Raw genomic sequence first — 21,420 nt, 5'->3', positions numbered from 1 at the left:
TTTAAACAGTGTCTACTACAGAGACATTCTGAAACTTAAACTATAAGAAGAACCGTATTCTACAATACTGCGTGTCGCCTCTTCATAGGTGTTAAACAATCGCTGACGAGAATTTAACAAGTTAGTAGCCTGAAAATCTAATGACATTTTTTCATCTATATCCCATCTAGCAGTCATAGATAAGTCTTTGTAATCATCGGCAAAAACACCTGAGCCGCTAAAACCCAAACGATCTAAATATTCATCACGCCAGTTGTAAGCAATACGGAAGCCAAACGGCCCTTTTTCCCAGAAAGTGACCAAGTTAATATTATTCTTAGACAAACCAGGTAAAGGTAAATTATTGCCTTCTATATCGATAAATGGCGTTTCACTATCAATATAAGAGTATGTGGCTGAAGTACCTAAACCATCAAACGGAGCAGGCAAAAAACTATAAGTATGTTGATAAATTAACTCTAGCCCATTTACCGAACCACCGTCACCGTTAATATTTCGTCTAATCAAGGCTTGGTCCGAGCCATTATCAGGATGAACATATCCTGGGATTTGCAACAATGCTGTTGAACTCACCACAAATGAATCAATGGACTTAGTAAAATAACCGGCAGACAATAAAGCATCTTCTAAATAGTATTCTAGAGAGATATCTAACTGATCAGCTTTAAAGGGTTTAAGGTCAGGAGAGCCCGCTGTTCCCGTTCCGTTACCAGCAATTGATAAACGGTTACGTAGGTCAGCATTATTAGGGTAAGCCAATACTTTTGCCGCCCCAAAACGCGCGACTAGATCTTCAGTCACTTCTAGTTTTAATGTGGCAGAAGGCAATACTTCTTGGTTATCAGACTTAGTCACCAAACGTGTTTTAGTTTTATCTGCATTTAATTGGGTTCCGATAGAAGTCAGCTGTCGATCTACATAACGTAAACCTAAGTTTCCTGAATATTCCATGTCACCTACATCACCATAAAAATTTAACTTCGCATATGCTGATTGAAACTCTTCTTCAACTTCGGCAGGCGCATCTAAATGATCACTATTAGTACAACTTTGTCCATTTAAGCCATTGGTAAATGCCGCTGTTTGGGCAGGATCAGGATGATTTAAGAAAAAGTCCTTAAATACGGTACAACCGCCTGCACTGTAGGCTTGGTGAGAAAAAGCTAAATAGTCTCTTGGCAATCCTTCTAACTCGCCTGAAAAGAAATCAGGACTAGACCAAGTTTCAACAAATTGTCCTAGTTGTTCACCAGGTGTTCTAGGTCTTACTGTTGCTCTTTGTACTTCAGTTAACGCAGTATCAACATTGGATAACCTGACACCATACTCTAACGACAAGGTATCGTTTAAGTCTTGATCAAAATCGACTCTAAAAGAGGTATGCTCAGCATTACTGAGAGTAATGTTATCGTTAAACTGGAACAAATTAAGCTGACTTAAGTCATTGAGTGCAGACGCATCGAAACTAATAACCGGCACTTCAGGACCAAAGTCAAAATCGATATCAGTTTTTTGGTTACCTAATAATCGAGCGAAAGTTTGATGAAGGCTGGTTTCAGCATCGGTAAAAGCTAACTCGGCAGTCACTGACAATGAGCCTGATACCGTCCAATCCATCGCTAAAGCTTGAGATGTTACTTCAGACGAAGAGCCGTTAAACTCTACATTAGTTTGTGCTTCTCGAACTGAGGTGCCACTAACCAAGACTTCATTCTCATTTAATACTGCATTTTTTAATCGAGCATATGGAATAAAGGTACCTATCCAACGGCGTTGACGGTCTGATTCCAACTTACTTGATAACAAATCGTAGCTGAACTCTAAATCCGGTGTAGCTTGCCATTGTGCAACAAAATTAAAACCCGTTCTGTCTCGTTCATCGTTAATTTGCCAAACACGTGGCTCTTGATGGATCAAACCATTCACCCCATCGCCATTTGGATCAGGGTTCAATAAATTGCCGCTCGGATCGGTAGCCGCATTACCAGCATCAATGTCTAAAAAGTTAAAAGGCCCACCTTGAGTTAGTCGGCTATATCCAGAGAAAGTGTTAAAACCATCCTCTCTTACTTCTCGCGTATCAAAATTTGCACCCAACATTAAACCAACAGTGTCGTTAGCAAAGGTATTCGAGACTAAGAATGAGCCTTTATAATTGGCTTTATCTGCCAAGTCACCATAAGTGATTGAAGCACCACCCGACGCCTGCAAGCCTTTATTTGCTAAAGGTTTACGGGTCACTATGTTTATCACACCACCGATCGAGCCTTCTATTTCCTCAGAACCAGCTTGTTTAGTCACTTCTAAGCGGGAAATCATTTCTGAAGGTAACAAAGCCAATAGACTGTAAGTTGATGTATTTAGTGTATCCGGCCCATTTGAACCACGGCCGCCACCATCAATAATTTCACGGCCATTCACTAGGATCACGTTATTTCTAAATCCACGAATACTGACAGACGTACCTTCACCAATACCGCGATCAAGTTGTACACCTGACACACGCTGTAAAGACTCTGCCACATTTACATCTGGTAATTTACCAATGTCTTCAGCCATAACCGCGTCTACGAATTGTGTATTCTCGCGCTTAATCGCTCTAGCTTGTTCTAACCCTTGAACAAAACCTTTAACTTCAATTACTTCTAATTCTTTATCATTTTCTTGTGCGGATAATGTCGTCGTCCCTATAGCTAAAACAACGCCCATAGCAATAGATGTCAATGAAAAAGTTCCGTGTTGATTTTTGGTATTTGGAATCAATTTATGCCCCTTTATTATATTTATGTGATGTGTACATTCTCAAATTGCCATAATAGCAAAATGCTACAATAGCAATTTAACAAAGAGAAAAGAAAGTGTTTTTTTAATTTATTGTTACTTAAGTGTAAATTTAAATTTTTAAAAGCATTGATAAACATGAAAAATATTAAACAAATAAAAACAAATACAATAACTTACGAATATAAATTAACGTTTAGAAAATAATGTAACAATAAATACCTATTTGGAAGAAGATAAGTAAGCTGTTAATATATTAACCACAAATTGCTATTATTAATATTAAATAATGAACCAAGTCTTAAATATTGAAAACAGTGTAGGTGAAAGCCCTGTTTGGTCAGTTCGAGAACAGTGTTTGTATTGGGTAGATGTAGGTTTAAAGACCGTGCATCGTTACATGCCACTTAATAGTTATGGCCACACAGAACATTCCAGTAAACAGCTTTCTTTTGCGTTTTCAGCTATTTTTGAAGGGCAAGATCACAGACTATATTTAGTGACTGAACACGACATTGTGCAATTTGATTTTCACAGTGGTCGTACTCAAGCCATTTTTGAATGTCAGGCATTAGATGAGCAACACAGGTTTAATGATGCCAAAGTAGATGGCGTTGGACGCTTATGGCTAGGCTCCATGAATAAGACCCTAAGTGAAGCCAGTGGGAATTTGTATTGTTTAGACCCGTTTCTTCAAATGCATAACAAAGACCAAGGGTTTGCTGTTAGCAACGGCTTAGCATGGTCGCCTGAGCAAGATAAACTTTACTTAGTAGAAACGGTTTCACGGACTATTTACCAATACGACTTTGATTTAAGCAGTGGAGCATTATCTAACAAACAAGTTTTTACCACTTTTGTAGAATCAGAAGGAAAACCCGATGGCATGACAGTTGATGAACAAGGTCATGTTTGGGTAGCCATGTGGGATGGTTGGGCAATAAAACAATTTAATCCAGCAGGAAAGTTAGTCGAATCACTTAAAGTACCAGTAGCAAGACCTACCAGTGTTACCTTTGGCGGCAAGGACTTAGATACCCTATTTATCACTACCGCTAATTATGGAATAAGCCCAGAAAATAAAAAACAATATCCTTATTCTGGTAGTTTGTTAAGTTATCAAACTAACACTCACGGTTTAACGAGTAGTTTGTTTGGCCACAAGTAACTATGCAACTACAGATAACTTAATTCACCTTAAGCAAGGTGCCCTTGAAGCATTTGTAAACCCTGAATTAGGTGGCGCTATTGTTGGAGTGTATTACAACAGTCAGCCTATTATGCAGTCCAACCTAGGGGCGACAGATCCAAGGAAAGGAGCCTGTTTTGTGATGGCGCCTTTTTGTAGCTGGTTACCAGAACAAGGGTTTGACTGGCAAGGTCAACACTTTCAACAAGCCAGTAATTTATTAAAAGACAAACCCGCGGTGCATGGTTACGCTTGGCAAAGTTGTTGTGACCTAATTGAACAAAGCCCCAATTCTATTATTCTATCCTTCCCAGTTCATAAAGATTGGCCTTGGCCATATAAACTGACTCAGCAGATAGAATTAAATGCCGACTCAATTAGCATTACACTACTATATATCAATATGGCCAACAATGTTGCACCGGCAAGCCTAGGTTTACACCCTTACTTTAAGCTGACTAAAAACATGCAAATACAGGTCAACAATAGTCCAAAGGCTAGGTTGAATATTGTCCATGGCAATATTAATGATGAATGTTATACGGTACGAGATTGGGACGGACATATTGCCATCACCTCCCCGGAACGGAATATGAATCTCAGTGCCAACTCCAATAGTCGACTCTTTTTAGGTGTATATAGAATGGCTAACGCTGACACGATATGCCTAGAACCTATTACTCAAGAATTGAATTTATCGCACATAGAAAACCCGGAAAATGGCTTCACTGCCCTTGAGCCAAATCAATCACTTGAATTGAAGGTCGAAATCAAATTGGATAATTAGTGATTCATTTATCAACAACATTACATTGCTCAAGGTAATAAAAAAGGCAATAACATTATGTTATTGCCTTTAGTTTAGTCATTCGAGATTAATACGAATATGTTTATTTACTTTTCAAAAAACCTCACGTAGTCCACTTGTACTTCATCGGGTAGCTTTGAATCATCCACGGCTTTAGTTTTACGCAGATAGCTGGCAATGGCTGTGAACCAAACATTTACCGCATTGTGTTTATATTTGTCTGCAGCAAAATCAGCTTCGCTTACCAATTTACCATCAAAGAAATATCTTACTTTCATTTCGGTAAACTCAAACCCAATCACATGAAATTGATCTAAAGAGGTGCCGTCTTTAAAATAAATTTGTTTAGTGCCCACTTTATTTTGAGTGCGGCCGGGATCTTCTGTACCAGGTTTAGGTTTCCATTGATGAGCATCGGTTTGGTAATGATGTAAATCGATGGAATCATTTTCAAATGGGTCAAGTTCTAGATGACTTTTTAGCTCGGGATTATCTAAAGGATTAAATTCTAAATCACTAGGATCTTTATCTTTTGTTAAATCAACCATCATCCAAAAAGAACTATGCCAACCAGCACCTGAAGGTACTTTCATCCGTGTTTCATAATAGCCGTACTGTAAGAAGTCGTTAGAGATAATGCCGCCGCCTGTGTATTGCACTTCTCGAGCAGGCTCATCACCTTCTTTTTGGCCGGGTTGTAACCAGTGATTAGTCGGGCAAGGTAATGTTTCTTTTCGTAACAAAATACGATAAACACCGCCCACTACTACATTATTTTCAGCTTTTTGTTGGCTCCAATGTTTGCAGTCTAATCGGTAGTGCCAACGTTTTTCGTCAACCTTGTCACCTGAAAATTCGTCAGACCAAGTGAGTTTGTAACCACTTACATCGGTTCCTGAATAGGGTTGCTGTTTAGGATCACTCGCTGGATCCACACCTTGGCCAGTTCCCAAGGCACAAAATGGTAATAAAAAAAGCAGAGCACTTGAGGTTTTTATTGTTTTGCTTATAAACATTATTTTTACCTAATTTAAATTGAAATTACTTTTGAAACATATGGCGAAATTGCCTGCTCGTCTAACTCCACACCTAGTCCAGGCCCTGAGGGCAACGAATAAAAGCCGTTTTCACAGGCCATATCTGTTTTCACATAACGAAGGTTTTTCAAAAAGACTTGATGTTGAAATTCGTGATAGCTACACGCAGCAATCGCAGCACTAGCCTGCAAACTTGCCGCCATAAAGATGCCTGTACCTATAGTGGCATGAGGGATCACTTCTAAGTGGTGAGCTTCAGCATATCGGGCAATTCGCATAAACTCAGTGATGCCTTTATGGCCCATTTCTGGTTGCACTATACTGCAAGCATTTCGGCTAATACGGGCTATTGCGTCATAAGCGGTCCGCCACTCTTCCCCTACAGCAATAGCCGTGTCGACTTTGTCTGCCACTTTAGCTAAACCTTCAATGTCTTCGCTGGGTACAGGTGCTTCGGCAAACCATAAATCGTGTTTAGCCATTTTTTGGATCAGAGATATTGAATCGTGAGCTTTATAAGCCCATAACAAATCGCATGCAATTTTAGCGTCTTCACCTAAGGCGTCACGTAAGGATTGTACTTCTTGCACTACGCCCTCTGTCGCAAACGGAGAGGCAAATTTAAAACAGTTAAACCCTTTGCCTTGCCATTCTTTGGCATATTGTGCTCTTTCGGCTAACGTCGCTTTAGGTAAACCTGAAATATAAGCCGGAATTTTTGTACGCCTAACACCACCTATTAACTGAGCAACAGAACAGTTACTTTGTTTAGCGGCCAAATCCCAAAGAGCGATATCGAGCCCAGCCAAGGCATCTAAATAATATCCGCCGTTGTACCCACGTACACGTTGCATATCGTACAAGTCGTCATGAATAGCTTCACGATCCATGGGATCTCTGCCAATCACAAAGTCACCTAATAACTCTTCAATTAGAGCTATGGTTGCTCCGGGCGCAACAATACCGTAGGTTTCTCCCCAGCCTACTAGACCGCTTTGTGTAGTCATTTTAATCACAATAGAACGGTCACTACTCGGATAAACAGTACGGTTTTCTGCTCTGACAAAATAACCTTTGTTGTTAACTTCTTCTCCGGGTCGCGCTTTTAGTCCACCATAAAGTGTGTCTTCTCGTGGAATGGTCACCACAAAGGCTTGAATCGATTTAACTAAATCAGGCATAGATTAAAATCCACCGGTTAAATTAAGGGTTTCCCCTGTCATAAAAGAACTAGCTGACGAGGCCAAAAACACAGCAGCCCCTGCGATTTCTTCTGGGTTTCCTGCTCTGCCTAACCAATTAAGTTGTTTGGCATATTCATCCCACTCTTGGCAAGCTTGTTCATCGCCAGCACGATTTTCTGGGTAGGTATCGACTAATCCTGGTGCAATGCTATTCATCAATATACCGTGTGCAGCATATTCTTGAGCTAATCCTTTGAGCAAATTATGTTGTGCAGCTTTCATTGCTGCGTACACAGACACTATTGCTTTGGGTGAATCTTGATTCACGCTGCCCACATTGATAATTCTGCCGCCGTTACGCTTAGCCATTAAAGGCAGTAGACTTTGTAACATTTCAACATTCACCGTAAAATTCAGCTGCATTTGCTGGTTAATTTGGTCTTGACTGAGCTGGGCAAACGGCCCTAATACCTGCAATGAATGATTAGTTACCAAGACATCAATAGGTCCTTGTTGTTCTATTTTTTCGATAAGACTTTTGCCAGCACCTTGTTCGGCAAGGTCTTGTATAATCAATTCACACTTAGGGTTAACCTTCTTAAGGCTAGTTAAGACTTGTTGAGATTCGGTGGTATTTTCACGGCCGTGAATAACCACCTCAGCACCATGATTAACCAAACCTTGGGCAATGGCCGCACCTATGCCTGTGACTCTATTGGCACCTGTCACCACTATGCGTTTTGCGGTTAAATCGAACAACTGTGTTTGATAAGACATAAGATTACCCTTCAACTTTAGCTAGATCGGCTTTTGGCTTAACAAACAAAGCCAAAACCAAAATTGCCATACCTACCATAGCTAACACACCTTGAGCATAATCAGCCATCCAACCTAATCCCAATACAAATAAACCGATCATACCAATACCAATGGCGATAATTTTTCTGCCATATAAGTTTTGTTGATCATCGTTATGATCTTGGCTTTCAAATGTAGAGTTGTCGATTCTGTTGTTCATGTAATCAATATATTGTTGATTGTGGCTTTTAGCTAATCGGAAATGTAGTTCAAACAAACTAAGTAATATCAGTGGAACCAAAACACCCACTAACATTTCTGGTGAACGTTCCAATTTAAAATCGAACAGGACCGGCGAGACAAACTTAAAAAAGCCATTAACTAACAAACTAACAAGAGTGGTGACCACTACACTGGTTCCGGTTTGCGCTTTTGAAAATAGAGACCATATAGGCGGTAAAAACAACGCAGCACCTGTGATAGCGGCTAAACTAAACACCACTTCAACTATGCCTCCCATGTTTTGTACCATAAGTGCTACTCCCGTCGCTATCAAACCAAATACTAGAGTAGAAAAACGCGCGACTCTCATGGTTTCTTTAACCGAAGCTTTAGTTCGAAATATTCGATAAATATCATTGGTGAACACCCCAGAAGCAATATTTAAGGTGGTATTTACCGAACTTGCAGTGGCAAATACCATGGCTCCTAAAATCAAGCCCATCACACCATCAGGCACCACTTGTTGGCTTATCATCAAGTAAGCACCTTCTGCTTCTGAACTAGATAAATTAGGCTGCATGATGCGATAAATCATAGGGGGTAACATCCATATCATAGGTGCTAATAAATATAATCCACCAAATAAAAAGCCAACTTTCTTAGCATCTTTTGGACTCGCTACACTGGTATATCTTTGTACATATGCCCAACTTCCACCAATAAACACCATATTGTAAAAGCCAAAAGCAAACATAAACCAGGGATCATATTCGGCATTGGTTAAGGAAAAAAATCCTTCGGGGGATTGAGCAATAAACCCACTAATACCATTAACCTGTTCAAAGGCGAGTGGCACCACAATCAGCACTGCGGCAACAAGTACCACAAATTGCAATACATCTGTCACTAGCACTGCCCATAAGCCGCCTACAGCTGTATACAAAATTATTAAACTGCCTAGAATGATAATCGCTGTAGACAAAGGCACACCAGCGGTGACCTCTAACATTTTACCCACAGGGTACAAAAAGGCTCCACTACCAAAAATAGAAATAAACAAGAAAATTAAGGTGTAAAATTTTTGTATTCCAGCCCCTAACCTTTGAGTAATGAATTCGGCAGCAGTGAGTGCTTTAGTTCGGTTCCATTTTGGCGCAATATAAAACCCAACAATAAAACCCGCTATGCTCATAGTGGTTTGAATAGTCACTGCAACCAAACCATTGTTGTAAGCTATCGCTCCCCATATCACAAAGGTTCCCACAGAGAAAAAGCTCATAAACAAAGATAAACCACTAATCCACCAAGGCACAGCTCCCCCGGCGGCAAAAAATGACTTCACATTATTGCCACTCCGAGAAAATGATAAACCTAAAATAAAAACCAGTGCCGAAAAAGCTAAAGCAATGGCGATATCAAAATGACTCACGATTATATTCCTCGTTTACTAGTGACAAGTTGTACATTTATTACACCTGTACTTTTAAGCTTTTAGGGCTGGCATTAAGCCATCTAATTTGGCATACAACTTTTTCAATTCTTGAATATTTTTAGCATCTAGTTGGGGGCCAGGATCTCGCACCTGAGCACATTCAATAATGCCTCTTTCAAGTAGGATCTGTTTAGTTAAACTACAACGATAAATGGCCTGCATATTTAAAATAGGCATCATCTGGCAATACAAATCTAGCGCTTTTTCAAATTGACCTTGTTTGTGGGCATCTACTAAAAGTTTGTGTACCTCTGTTAATTCACAGGCAGGAACTGTCCCCAGAGCATTTCGGTCTAATTCATCAATTATGTAACGCCCACCAGCACCACCAAATACGCCAATTAAACTGTCAGGTGCCGAAGCAAGTAATTGTTCCATACGTTGACCACAAGGCATGGTTTCTTCTTTTACATAACGTATTTCGGGTACTTGTTTAAGAATATTGATTACGGTTTCAATAGCCAAACCTGCGCCCATAGGAGCAGGAGCGTTTTGCAACATAATGGGAATGTTTGCTTTTTCAGCCAGTTCTTTATAAAAAGTCACCATGGCTTGTTCATCGCCAGCAAATTTGTTGGGGGCCATCACCATGGCACATACCGCCCCAGCTTGTGCACCATACACCGAATATTCGATAACTTGTTCGGGTGTACTGGCGCTGGCTCCTACTACAAAAGGAACTTTACCTTGGGTTAACTCACCCACAAGCTTAGTAGTTTCTAATCTTTCTTCTCTAGTTAAATAACTGTATTCACTGGCTAAGCCAGGAAACACCACACCATCTACACCACATTCCAATATATAGTTTATGGCAGATTGAAAACTTTTTAGGTCGATATCACCTTCGGCTGAAAAAGGTGTAGGTATTACGGGAAAAGTCCCACTTAGATGATTACTTACAGACATGCTTATAAATTGCTATTCAATTTGTTGATGACATCATTACAACATCAAATATCAATAATAGCAATTATAGATATATGTAAATATTTAGTTTACCGGCTTAAACCTTGATTTAACTCACTTAAAAAACAAAAATCGCTAATTTATCCACTTATCTATTCAACTATTATAGAAATTTATATTTTGTTCGCTTACCATGTCAAAACTTAACAATGATACTTCAAGAAATTTAAACATTATGATTACAAAGCCCGGCTCACAGACCAACCAAAGCATTGTAGATGGCATTGCTGTCTTACAAGCGTTAGCTGTATCTTCAATACCAGTAGGTGGAAAAGAACTAGCAGAGCAATTAGGGTTAGAAACGACTAGAGCCAACCGTTTGTTAAAAACATTGGCCTCAATTGGTATTACTCAACAAACCGTTGGCCGAAAATATCAGCCTGGGCCCGGCATGCATGTATTGGCATCACAAAGCTTATATGCGTCCGGTCTTTTACGCAGTGCCATGCCCACCTTAGAAAAACTTTCGTTTTTTGGGCGAACCGTGGCCTTAGGTGTATTATGGAATGATTCAGTATCGTTTTTATATCATGCTAAACCGGGCATGTCTTCCAGCGAAGCAATTGGTCGAATTGGTCTACGAGCTGCCACAAATAGCGGCATTGGCATGGTGCTGCTTTCTCAATTAGATGAACAGACCGTAAGACACATCTATCAAGACAAAACCATTCCAGGTTACCCAGAAGGCATAACGCCTTTGTTAAATGCTTTAGAAAATATTCGCCAACAAGGGTACGCAAGGGTCGAAGTGAGCTCAGACACACCTCAAATCGAAAATAGACCATCCCACACCGTTGCGGTGGCAATTGGTAATCCGATCAATTCAGCTATCGCAATTTCTGGATGGATTTCTGAAAGTGATACCCAAGAAATTGCTAAAGAACTAAAAAACGCCAAACAAACTATTGAAAAAACTCTTAAACAATCAAAATAAATAACCTCGAATTGAAGCCTTTATGTAGATTCTACAGCTGCTTCTACTTGTTAATAACCTCTTGCTTATTATTAAACTCGAGTTGGCTTAACTTTTTTGTATCTTCGGGAAAAAACCATAAATGGGTATGTTTTAACAAAGCTTTGGTTTTTTCTGTTAGTGCAGGGTTTTGTAGGTAAATCCTTTTTCTTTTCTCAAATTTAACTAAATCAAACATCGCCTTTGGAGCACGGTATTTAAAAAACAATTCGTCAAACTTTCCTTTTTCAATGATTATTTGTAAACCTTTAGTCAAACGTTCAGCCAGAACTTGATTGTCCTTTTTAACAAAAAAATAGACAGGTGCTATGTATTGCAACAACAAACAACATTCAACGGTCAAATTTGGATCATAGTCTAATTCTCTCCACGCTTCGGTGACCGCTCGAGGAAATCCTTCAAACCGTTTTTTAACTAACATTTCATGCAAACTATTTGAATTTCCTAAGGTAACGTTCAAATTGTTTGCTAATAAAATATCAGAATCAGGCCAACCAATACCTTGCCCTAAAGAGAAGTTTTTAAGTCCTGAAATATCAGTGATTTTTTTCGCTTTATTTATACTTTCTTGCTTAATCAATAACACTCTATATCCCATTAATCCTTTAAGTAAGGGGATATAAACCGCTCTCAATTTTTTTTCCCGTTCAGCAGACGTCATAGTCCAGTGTACGTCAATAAAGTCAGTGTCTTCTAATATTTGTAAGGAGCGTTTTTGTGAGGATACAAACATGCGTGGACTAAGCTCAAAATCACCATATTCATCCTTAGTTTCTAACAACGCCTGCATCAATAGTTTTGCATAATACTGGCGTACTGGATTATTCACATCTCGCGAATGTTGATGATATTTAATAATCTGTGGTTCTGCATAACTCGAGTTTATGCTTAAAAAAAGTGCACTGAAGAATATTAATTTGAGTACTTTTGCCATCAGCTATTGAGGTAATTATCTGGTAATACAAGAGTAGCAGAATTTAAAACAGAATATTAATAAACCCGAGTTAGTTAACTAGTGAGGATAATTGCCTATTCTAGAATTGGCTGGGATTATTCTTTTTAGCATACCTACACATAACTTCACAAAACCTGTGAAACAGAAAAATATATGCTTCCATAAAAGTTGCAGCATGGCTATGAGTCGCCCTTTACTTTTAAACTCACTCAGTAGAGAAAACGGGTCAAATATTAGTGTGCTATTTTATGGGTATCTCGTACTTTACTAAAAGTGAGATTGAGTAACTGCCAGTCACCTTTATTTTTGACATACACTTCGGTCACTGTAAATTCATTTGACACTTCATTGCCTCTTACGACAGCCTTTAAGGTAATTCGATTCCATAAAATAGCAGTATCATTAATCATTTCTACTGCCACATCATGAACATCGGCTTGTTTGTACCAAATACTTCCTGATTCAATTATTTCTAATTCTCTGGCTTTTTTCCAAGTGCCACTCATATGTACAAATTTAGACTCTTTATGAAATAAGCGATCCAATTTGTCTACGTTCTTGTCTGCCATCCACTGCCACTTTGCTTTCGAAAGCAAGGTTAGAGTTTGTTGATCTTTGGCAACTTGTGCATGAACAATTTGCACACTCAAAAGTATGCTAACTAGGCTAAAAAGTAACGTCTTCATATTTCACATCCTCGATAATATTTAATTTTTTAAAATAAAAAGGTCGATCACTAGTTAGCAATCGACCTTTAAAAATCGTCAAGATATTTTAGAACGGAATGTAGAATTTAACCTTTAAATTCATCACCATAAGACTCTTTCAAACGGCGTAATGCATCGTTTAATAATTTCTCTGTCAATTTCTCAGCTAAATCAGCGTCCTTTGCTGCAATCGCATCGTATACCTCGCGGTGATACGCCACTGAATCACTGTTTTTACGAGGATCTTTATTGGTGATCCGCACACTAACTAATAATGCGGAGTAAATCACCCCTTCCATCGCATTTAAAAACTCATTATGAGCCGCTCTTAGTACAGCTTTATGAAATAAAGCGTCCGCTACAACAAACTTTTCTAATGATCCGGTTTCTTGCTCCATACGAATACAAGCGTCATCAATTTCTTTGATGTCTTCATCTGTAGCGCGTTCTGCTGCCCAACGTGCTGCTTTGGGCTCAAAGGCTAAACGAACATCCATCAACTGACTAATAAATTCGAGTTTAGGCGTAGCGGTTATGTGCCAAGCCAATACGTCGTCATCTAGCAAAATCCATTCATTACGAGGACGAACTTTAGTGCCTATGCCACGACGAACATCTAACAGCCCTTTACCGACTAATATCTTAACCGCGTCGCGCACTACCACTCGGCTAACTTGATAACGATCCGCCAAAGCATTTTCGTCTTCAATTAAACTATTAGGTTCAAATGTTCCCGCAACAATGCGCCGGCCTAATTCACGTGCTACCTGAATAGATAAACTCGGTGTCATCTTAGCTGCACGTTTTAGATCGTAATAGACTAACTCACTCATAATATTTTTCTTTTTTTGATTAGAACTGCTTTATAAACGTATTATGTTTATATATTTAACAATTTACCAGTGTAATCGGTATTTAACTCACTAATATTTATCCTGGTTTAAGTTATTTAGCGTTTTCATCCAAACAAGCGTGGTAAGAACTCACGTAATCTTTTGCATTTTTACGTATTTGTTCATCACTCAATCCTGGTTTATACAAGGCAGACCCTAAACCAAATCCAGCAGCGCCAATTTTCACATAATCGCGCATGCTCTCGATTGTTGGTTCGATGCCACCTACTGGATAACACAAAGTACCTTTGGGTAAAACGGAATTGAGAGCTTTATAACCGTCGAGTCCAAGCATAGATACTGGAAATAACTTAATGCCAGTAGCTCCAGCGGCCAATGCTGCAAAGGCCTCAGTAGGTGTGACAATTCCTGGGAAAGTGGCACATCCTGCTGCCACAGCCATTTTGATCACTTCAGTATTACAATTAGGTGTTACAACCAAGTTTGCGCCAGTTGTTATGACCTGTTCAGCCTGCTCAACAGTGGTAACTGTTCCAGCCCCAATTAGATTATCTTGACCATACGTATCCACTAGCTTTTTAATGCTCGTTAGAGCATCTGGACTATTCAGTGGTACTTCAATTAAAGAAAAGCCTTCTTCAATCAATATTGAAGCTACATTTAGTACTTCATCAGGTGTCACACCGCGAATAATCGCAATTAAAGGCAAACGCCCGGCTAAGTCAAACTTCTGGTTCATGATAATTCCGCTATTACATCTGTTATGCCAGCCAAGAAACATTGGTTTCCACTGACGATTTCACTTTGAATATTAAGTTGTTCGCAGGCCATTTGATAACGAGCGCTTAACGCTTGTCCGCCTACTAAATATACGTGTTTACTCTTTAAGCCTTTTAATTCATACCCGATTAAAAAACCAGATAGGTAATCAGGGATCTGCGCTTCGTTAAGGTTATTGAATAACCTATGGCTCCAAGCTAAAAAGATACGATTGGTTAACTCACCTGTTTGTCCTTCGCTAACCCCTTTCTTAAAGGCATCGTTATCTTGTGGTGGGTTATCAGGCAACCCTTTACCTAACAACGAATGTTTACTAAGGATTGAATAAAACTCACCGGTTAAATAACTGGCAAAAGCAGTGATTTTTCCGTCGGTGAAAGTGGCATGTTTACTGTGAGTACCGGGTAAGATTGCATCAAAGGAATCTTTTTCGATCACCTTAGCTAAACCAAATAACTGTATTTCTTCACCACGCATCACATCATAGTTATCACCTTGATAATTATGACAAACACCTGGCAAAATGGTGGCTTTAGGTCCCCATGGCAAATCGAACTGATGAGCTTTCTTGGCTAAGTCACCGGTACCAGTAGGCGTAGGTGCATAATCAACATTCACCCACCCTTTTAACGAACCTATCATGCCTGCCATATAAATGGGCAAAGATTGATATGCAGGTAACCACGCTTCAAGTAAACCTTGTAAGGTCTCGGCAAACTTTCCATCTTTCACTTGCAACAAACCTAAAGGGGCTTCTTTAGTATCTATTAGCTGAGCTTTACTATCCATGGCAAATGCTCGGAAATTAGTACTGCCCCAATCAACCACTAAATAACTAACTTGTACTTCACTCATGTAAAATTTATTCCTTAAGAATGTGCTAACTCTTGTTCTATTTCTTCTATGCTCTTACCTTTTGTCTCTGGCAAGGTAAACCACATCAGTACTAGGCCTATCAACCCAATTACGCCGTAAATAAAGAAGATATTTGCTACCCCCATGTTGTCTAGCTGCCAAGGGAAAAACTGCTGAATAGACCATGACGAAACAGTTTGTACCAACGCCGCAAAAGGCAAGGCAACACTGCGCACTGAATTGGGAAATACTTCAGAAAATATCACCCACATAATTGGACCAATTGATAAGTTAAAGGCCGCTAAGAACGCAAAGATGCCGAATAGTACCAAAGGAGCATTAATACCCACAACACTATTATGTATAATTATACCACTAACTATGGGTAATTCTTTCTTATTGTATAATTTAGATAGTTCTTTTTTAAGACTTACGTCATCTTCAAAAGTCTTTCCGACAAGACTTTGTAGGCTATCAGTGGAGATTTCCTGTTGTTGAAACTCTACTTCAATATTGGCTAGTGCTTTATCGTTAAACACATATTTAGCCTGACTAAATCCGTACCAAGTTGAGCTATGTGCTACGACCACCAGCACTAAACCAGCTAGGGTTAACACTCGGCGGCCTAGTTTTTCGACAAAGGCAATAGCGATGAAAGTTGCAGCAAGCCCCACAGCGCCTGTAGCAATTGTTTGCATAAAGGTATCTTCGACACTCATGCCTACTTGCTCAAATACCATGGGGGCAAAGAACAACACAGCATTCATACCTGTAGCGCCTTGCACTATGGCGTAACCCACAGCAACAAACAGCACAAAACGTAAACGTTTGCTAAATAACTCTTTCAGTTGACCTTTAGTATCGAGTTTCGATTCAGAGCTTAAACTTTGTTTAACGCTTTCTATCAAAGATTGCACCTGATCTTTAGGCGCTATACGAGCAAACACTTCGGCCGCTTCTTCTTCACGCCCTTTCATGACTAACCAGCGAGGTGATTCAGGGATTTTTAATAACAAAGCAATCCAAACGGCATTGGCTATTAGCTCTGCCCCAAGCATGTAACGCCAAATATTGTCATTGCTTAACCAGCTAATCTCATCAATATATTTAATAAAGAAGTAGTTAATAACAAAGGCCAATAACAAACCTAAACCAATCATAAACTGATTAACAGAGACAAACTTACCACGCTTCTCCGCTGGGGCTATTTCGCCAATATACATCGCAGATACGGTTATCGAAGCAAACGCAACACCACCAATAAAGCGGCCTACCACCAACATTTCATAATTTATGGCCGTGGCTGACAATAGAGAAGACAAGGAATAGGTAAAACCAATTGCGAGTAACGTTTTTGAACGACCAAACTTTTCACACAAAGATCCAGTAAAAAATAAAGCGACAATCACACCTAACAATGCACAACCTACTACCGTACCTTGTTGTATTGCATCTAGCTCAAATAAAGAACTCACAAATCGGATAGCTCCGGAGATATTTGCTGCATCTAAACCAAATACAAAACCACCAAAAGCAGCGATAAGTGCGAACTTTGTTACATTAGAATCTGGACTATTTACCATTATCAACCCACTCAATACATATAATTATACTAAACATACTATGTTTAATGTGATATAAAAACAATCTAAATCTGTCTTTTTTAACACCTTATTTACACTAAAACAGGTGTTATTCATTTAAAGAAAAGGAAAACCATGCTTTCAAAATTTCGTCAACTCGCCTTGATATCGGCTACCACAGCGGCATTAATGTTGCCTTTCTCAATAATGGCCGGCTCGCTCACTCCAGCTAAACTGTTTGCTAATTTACCAGACAACTGCCCGACTCCCGATGCATTTGATATTGCGCCCAACGGCAGTTTGACCTTAACCTGTCCGAATTACGCCAATCGAAAATTACAGGGTGAACTATATAGTTTATCAGCCGAAGGTTTAGTGACCCACTTGGTTACAGTGCCTAAACTAAAACAGAAAAACAAAGCTAACCCAATGGGACTGGCCTATGGCCCAGAGGGAGAGTTATACATAGCAGATAGCCGAGGCCCTAAAAATGGCCGAATATTAAGACTAACCTTTAATAATAATAAGATCGAATCCACTCAAGTCATTGCGTCTGGTCTTAATCCTAATGGTTTGCGATATCATCAGGGGTATATCTATGTGACTCAGCCTAAAATGCCTAAAGTAAAATCGAAAAAGAGCACCAGTGCTGTGTATCGATTTAAGGCCACAGATTCAAACCTAAAAATGACTAACACCCTAGCTGACACCCACATTATTTTTAGTGTTGAAACACAAAATCCAGTCAGACAATTTGGATTAGATGGACTGGTGTTTGACCAACAAGGTCGTTTGTACACCACCGACTTTGGTGACGGCACAATTTACCGTTTAACCTTAAATAAAGACGGCCTTGTTACAAACAAAGAAACTTATGCACAAGTACCTAATACAACTGGGGTTGATGGCATGGCGATTGATCCTGCTGGTAATTTGTATTTAGCAGGTTTTTCACAAAATCAAATTTTAAAAGTTGATACTCAACAAAAGGTAACCGTTATTGCCGATTACCCAGATAACAATGGCAGTAATGGCCAACTCGATCAACCAGCTGACCTAATTGTATATAAAAACAAATTAATCATTTCTAACTTTGATTTGATGGTCAGTAAAGGCATGTTAAATAGCAAACATAGCAAGCCTTATACTTTGTCAGTAATAGACCTTTAGCCAATATTAGAAACATATTTGCAACTAAATTCCATTGGTTTTTGCTGTGCTTCTTGTAGTGCGGCAAAAGCCAAATAGCACCCACTCCCCTCTTTCCTTAGCCTCGTTTAAAATGGTTTATTCTGTGTTTCTAGTCTCAATGTCAACATAGTGTAAATTCAATAGTAAAAAATCAGATTCAATGGTAAATTAAAGTTGATTGTCAACCATTTACTAAATTGAATACCTATGATTTCCATACGCCCTTTAGCCAAATTACTATTGTCTGCTTCTATCCTGACAAGTGCTTTAACTGCATGTACTCAAAGTACCAATACATCAAATACCTCATCTAACGACCAATTCTTTACTACATTAAAAAAACAAAAAGTAGCCTCTGACCCAAATATTGAATGGCAAAGTATTGGGCCGGGCATGTCTGGTTATAATGAAAAGTTATGGACTCATCCGACTGATCCTAAAACAATATTTTTAGGCCCTGATATGCACGTAGCTTACGGCAGTTGGGATGCAGGTAAATCTTGGCATAACATTCAAGATCCAGACGGACTTGGTCAAGAGATGAAACGAATATTAGATATAGACTTTTCTCTGCAAGACGCTGATTTTGGTATGGCAATCGATTGGAACGGTTGGGTATATCAAACCACTGATCGCGGTCGCTCTTGGACAAAGTCACATGAATTAGCAGGTAGCCATAAGGACGTCGGCGTTGACCCATATGATCCAATCGCTTTTAGAAAAGGCTGGTATGACGAACAAATTGGCAAACGTTTAGCCGAAGTGTCAGTCGATCCCAATAATGACAACATTTGGTACATAGGTGCAGGAGACTTTTGGAACACTAAAGAAAATCATCGTAGTATTAGTGAACCTCAAGGTACAAAATTAGCTTATGCAGATTATGGCTATTTGTTAAAAAGCCAAGACAAAGGTAAAACGTGGACAAAAATTTCTAAGGGGTTACCTGAAGATCTAGATACAGGTAGAATTTTAGTTCACCCCAAAAATTCAGAGCAAGTCATCGCTGCCACTAATCGTGGTTTAATGCATAGTAGTGACGGCGGTTTAAATTGGACATTTGGTGCCAATGGATTACCCCACAATATCCCTCGAGATTTAACTTATCATTACGACGAGAAGTCTGGTCAATACACTTTATATCTAATTGAACAAACTACCTACACGCAAGAAGGCAAATCAATCAGCTCTTCTGGCGGTATTTATACCAGTACTGATGGTGGCAAAAACTGGCAGAACATCACAGGAAACCTGCATGTAGACTTAACTCAAATTCATTACCCAGAAGAAATTAATCGCTACTACCGTACTTTGGCCAATTGGTTTGATATCAGCCCCAATGCGGCTAAAAAGCAATATTCACAATTACCCAAATCGGTATTACCTGTGTTCAATCGAATTGTGGTGAACCCTAATAACAGCCAAGAGATTTATATCTCCTACAACAAAAAACACGATCGTACTTTTGGGCCTGGAGAAGTATGGCGCACCCTTGATGGGGGGCAAACTTGGATTGTCGTTGCCCGCCATGGAAAATATTGGTTAAGTGGTAAAGATAAAAAATATTGGGCCAGCCGCAATAACCCCACTCACACCAATATTGACTTTGCCCATGTTCAACCCGAGATGGATCACGCGGCCGAAAACCAAGGTAACCGGTTATTAGCCATCAACTCCGCTGGCGAAGTATTTATGAGTATTTCTCAGCAAACCCACAGAACTTCTGACCAAGGAAAAACTTGGCAACAAATCGATGATGATGAAATATCCAAAGGCAGTGATGTATGGGTCGGGCGCGGCGGCAGTAACCTGCCCGGCCGTTTTATGTTACTAGAAACAGGCATTCCTGAAAGACGTTTGTTAGCCAGTGGTGAACATGGCGTATGGGAAACCGTACCAGCAGATTTAGCAAACAAGCAAGATGTAGCTTTAAAGCAGATAGAAGGCCAAACCAACATTACAGGCATGGTGTCGATATCCACTATTGCGGTACACCCTAAAGATCCAAATATCATATACATATTAGCTTGGCGTCAAAAACACTTAGGTAAATTACGTCGTTCAACCGACGGCGGTAAAACATGGCAGAACATAGCAACAGTTGTTGAAAACGACATCAAAAAAGTTGATGGTTATGCTGCCAAAAGCCAAGACCAAACCATTAAACAAGTGGTGCAAGGTCCAAAGGGATTAATGCCGGCGCAAAACTCGTTAATTATCGATCCGCAAAACCCTGACAATATGTATTTTGTTATGACCAGAGATGCGTTTTCTGAGATATACCGCGCGCCTCGCCGCAACCCCACCAAAGGTGATTTTGGTGTGATGAAATCAACCGACGGTGGCTTTAATTGGCAACCAAGCAATACAGGTATTCATGCCAACGCTAGTTTGCGAACTATTGCCTTCGACCCTGCTGACTCAAATACTTTATATGCAGCAGCAACTGACAAACAAGGCGGTTTGTATAAATCTATAAACCAAGGCACAAGCTGGCAAAAAGTCGAAATTCCTGCTGTCATCAAAAGTGTCAATAATGTATTTATAGATAGAAACACCCAAGCCATTTATATCAGTGCTGGAGAATTCTATAAAGGTGCATACGAAGATGGTGGCGCTTGGCGCAGTTTAGACAATGGTAAAACATGGCAGCAAATATTTAAGGCTCCTACCGTGTTACAAGTTGAATCGTCACCGGTTAATCCAGATTTGTTAGTACTGACTGTTGGCAACCAAATGCGTATGGACAGACAATTCTTAAACCCTGGCATTTATCTGTCTCAAGATGGCGGCGAAAGCTGGAAGAAAATTAATAAACAGCTGGGTAACTACGACAAAATTATTGATGCCAAACCCGATCCCTACAACCCTAACGTCATTTGGGCTGCGGGTTGGGGAAGCGGTTGGCATGTGGCCTACTTAAATGGCTACCAAGGTGGATATTTACAAAAGTAGATCTCTAGGTTATTTGCAATAAACAGCTTGTACCTAACTGCAATTTTTAAATAGCCAACGCCTTTTAGTTGGCTTTTTGTTTGGGTCTAA

Annotated in this window: 17 protein-coding genes; 5 read left to right on the top strand and 12 right to left on the bottom strand. The window is 39.6% G+C overall.

Annotation, left to right across the window (positions count from 1 at the left end):
• Window positions 1-15: 15 nt before the first annotated feature.
• Window positions 16-2,763, bottom strand: a complete 2,748-nt coding sequence (locus tag ACSHXM_RS03965; protein WP_435687431.1) for a TonB-dependent receptor — start codon at window positions 2,761-2,763, stop codon at window positions 16-18.
• A 307-nt stretch (window positions 2,764-3,070) separates the two neighbouring features.
• Between ACSHXM_RS03965 and ACSHXM_RS03960 the strand changes: the two genes are divergently transcribed.
• Window positions 3,071-3,949, top strand: coding sequence for an SMP-30/gluconolactonase/LRE family protein (locus tag ACSHXM_RS03960; protein ID WP_435687430.1), 879 nt, complete (start codon window positions 3,071-3,073; stop codon window positions 3,947-3,949).
• Window positions 3,936-4,757, top strand: a complete 822-nt coding sequence (locus ACSHXM_RS03955; RefSeq protein ID WP_435687429.1) for a hypothetical protein — start codon at window positions 3,936-3,938, stop codon at window positions 4,755-4,757. The genes ACSHXM_RS03960 and ACSHXM_RS03955 overlap by 14 nt, the downstream gene beginning before the upstream one ends.
• Window positions 4,758-4,864: 107 nt before the next feature.
• Here the strand turns inward: ACSHXM_RS03955 and ACSHXM_RS03950 are convergent, their stop codons facing one another.
• The 5 genes from ACSHXM_RS03950 to ACSHXM_RS03930 are packed head-to-tail and all read right to left on the bottom strand — an operon-like array spanning window position 4,865 to window position 10,417.
• Window positions 4,865-5,794 (bottom strand): glycoside hydrolase family 16 protein, encoded by a 930-nt coding sequence (locus ACSHXM_RS03950; protein ID WP_435687428.1) that lies wholly within the window; start codon window positions 5,792-5,794, stop codon window positions 4,865-4,867.
• 14 nt (window positions 5,795-5,808) lie between these two features.
• Window positions 5,809-6,996, bottom strand: coding sequence for a mandelate racemase/muconate lactonizing enzyme family protein (locus ACSHXM_RS03945; protein ID WP_435687427.1), 1,188 nt, complete (start codon window positions 6,994-6,996; stop codon window positions 5,809-5,811).
• Window positions 6,997-6,999: 3 nt separating this feature from the next.
• Window positions 7,000-7,776, bottom strand: a complete 777-nt coding sequence (locus ACSHXM_RS03940) for an SDR family NAD(P)-dependent oxidoreductase (RefSeq protein WP_435687426.1) — start codon at window positions 7,774-7,776, stop codon at window positions 7,000-7,002.
• 4 nt (window positions 7,777-7,780) lie between these two features.
• A complete protein-coding gene (locus ACSHXM_RS03935; RefSeq protein WP_435687425.1) occupies window positions 7,781-9,448 on the bottom strand; it encodes a sodium:solute symporter family protein in 1,668 nt (555 codons plus the stop codon).
• A 54-nt stretch (window positions 9,449-9,502) separates the two neighbouring features.
• Window positions 9,503-10,417, bottom strand: coding sequence for a dihydrodipicolinate synthase family protein (locus tag ACSHXM_RS03930; protein ID WP_435687424.1), 915 nt, complete (start codon window positions 10,415-10,417; stop codon window positions 9,503-9,505).
• Between the two features lie 235 nt (window positions 10,418-10,652).
• Here ACSHXM_RS03930 and ACSHXM_RS03925 point away from each other — a divergent pair, with 235 nt between their 5' ends.
• Window positions 10,653-11,411, top strand: a complete 759-nt coding sequence (locus ACSHXM_RS03925) for an IclR family transcriptional regulator (protein WP_435687423.1) — start codon at window positions 10,653-10,655, stop codon at window positions 11,409-11,411.
• Window positions 11,412-11,454: 43 nt separating this feature from the next.
• Here ACSHXM_RS03925 and ACSHXM_RS03920 read toward each other — a convergent pair whose 3' ends face one another.
• The 6 genes from ACSHXM_RS03920 to ACSHXM_RS03895 form a co-directional block, all read right to left on the bottom strand.
• Window positions 11,455-12,279 (bottom strand): hypothetical protein, encoded by an 825-nt coding sequence (locus ACSHXM_RS03920; protein WP_435687422.1) that lies wholly within the window; start codon window positions 12,277-12,279, stop codon window positions 11,455-11,457.
• 359 nt (window positions 12,280-12,638) lie between these two features.
• Window positions 12,639-13,091, bottom strand: a complete 453-nt coding sequence (locus ACSHXM_RS03915) for a nuclear transport factor 2 family protein (protein WP_435687421.1) — start codon at window positions 13,089-13,091, stop codon at window positions 12,639-12,641.
• 107 nt (window positions 13,092-13,198) lie between these two features.
• Complete coding sequence (locus ACSHXM_RS03910; RefSeq protein WP_435687420.1) at window positions 13,199-13,945, bottom strand: FadR/GntR family transcriptional regulator; 747 nt, start codon at window positions 13,943-13,945, stop codon at window positions 13,199-13,201.
• A 112-nt stretch (window positions 13,946-14,057) separates the two neighbouring features.
• Window positions 14,058-14,705: a 2-dehydro-3-deoxy-6-phosphogalactonate aldolase gene (locus tag ACSHXM_RS03905; protein ID WP_435687419.1), complete on the bottom strand. Its 648-nt coding sequence runs from the start codon at window positions 14,703-14,705 to the stop codon at window positions 14,058-14,060.
• Entirely contained in the window at window positions 14,702-15,601 is a 900-nt protein-coding gene (locus ACSHXM_RS03900) for a 2-dehydro-3-deoxygalactonokinase (RefSeq protein WP_435687418.1), read from the bottom strand. Before ACSHXM_RS03900 ends, ACSHXM_RS03905 begins: the two co-directional genes overlap by 4 nt.
• A gap of 14 nt (window positions 15,602-15,615) precedes the next feature.
• A complete protein-coding gene (locus ACSHXM_RS03895; protein WP_435687417.1) occupies window positions 15,616-17,184 on the bottom strand; it encodes an MFS transporter in 1,569 nt (522 codons plus the stop codon).
• A gap of 135 nt (window positions 17,185-17,319) precedes the next feature.
• Between ACSHXM_RS03895 and ACSHXM_RS03890 the strand changes: the two genes are divergently transcribed.
• Together ACSHXM_RS03890 and ACSHXM_RS03885 are read left to right on the top strand one after the other, a co-directional pair.
• Window positions 17,320-18,354, top strand: a complete 1,035-nt coding sequence (locus ACSHXM_RS03890; protein WP_435687416.1) for an SMP-30/gluconolactonase/LRE family protein — start codon at window positions 17,320-17,322, stop codon at window positions 18,352-18,354.
• A 228-nt stretch (window positions 18,355-18,582) separates the two neighbouring features.
• Window positions 18,583-21,330 (top strand): WD40/YVTN/BNR-like repeat-containing protein, encoded by a 2,748-nt coding sequence (locus tag ACSHXM_RS03885; RefSeq protein WP_435687415.1) that lies wholly within the window; start codon window positions 18,583-18,585, stop codon window positions 21,328-21,330.
• The last annotated feature ends 90 nt before the right edge of the window (window positions 21,331-21,420 follow it).

Source organism: Paraglaciecola sp. (assembly GCF_051252315.1).
In the GTDB taxonomy this organism is placed as follows: Bacteria; Pseudomonadota; Gammaproteobacteria; order Enterobacterales; family Alteromonadaceae; genus Paraglaciecola.
This window is presented reverse-complemented; position numbering and strand designations above follow the sequence as displayed.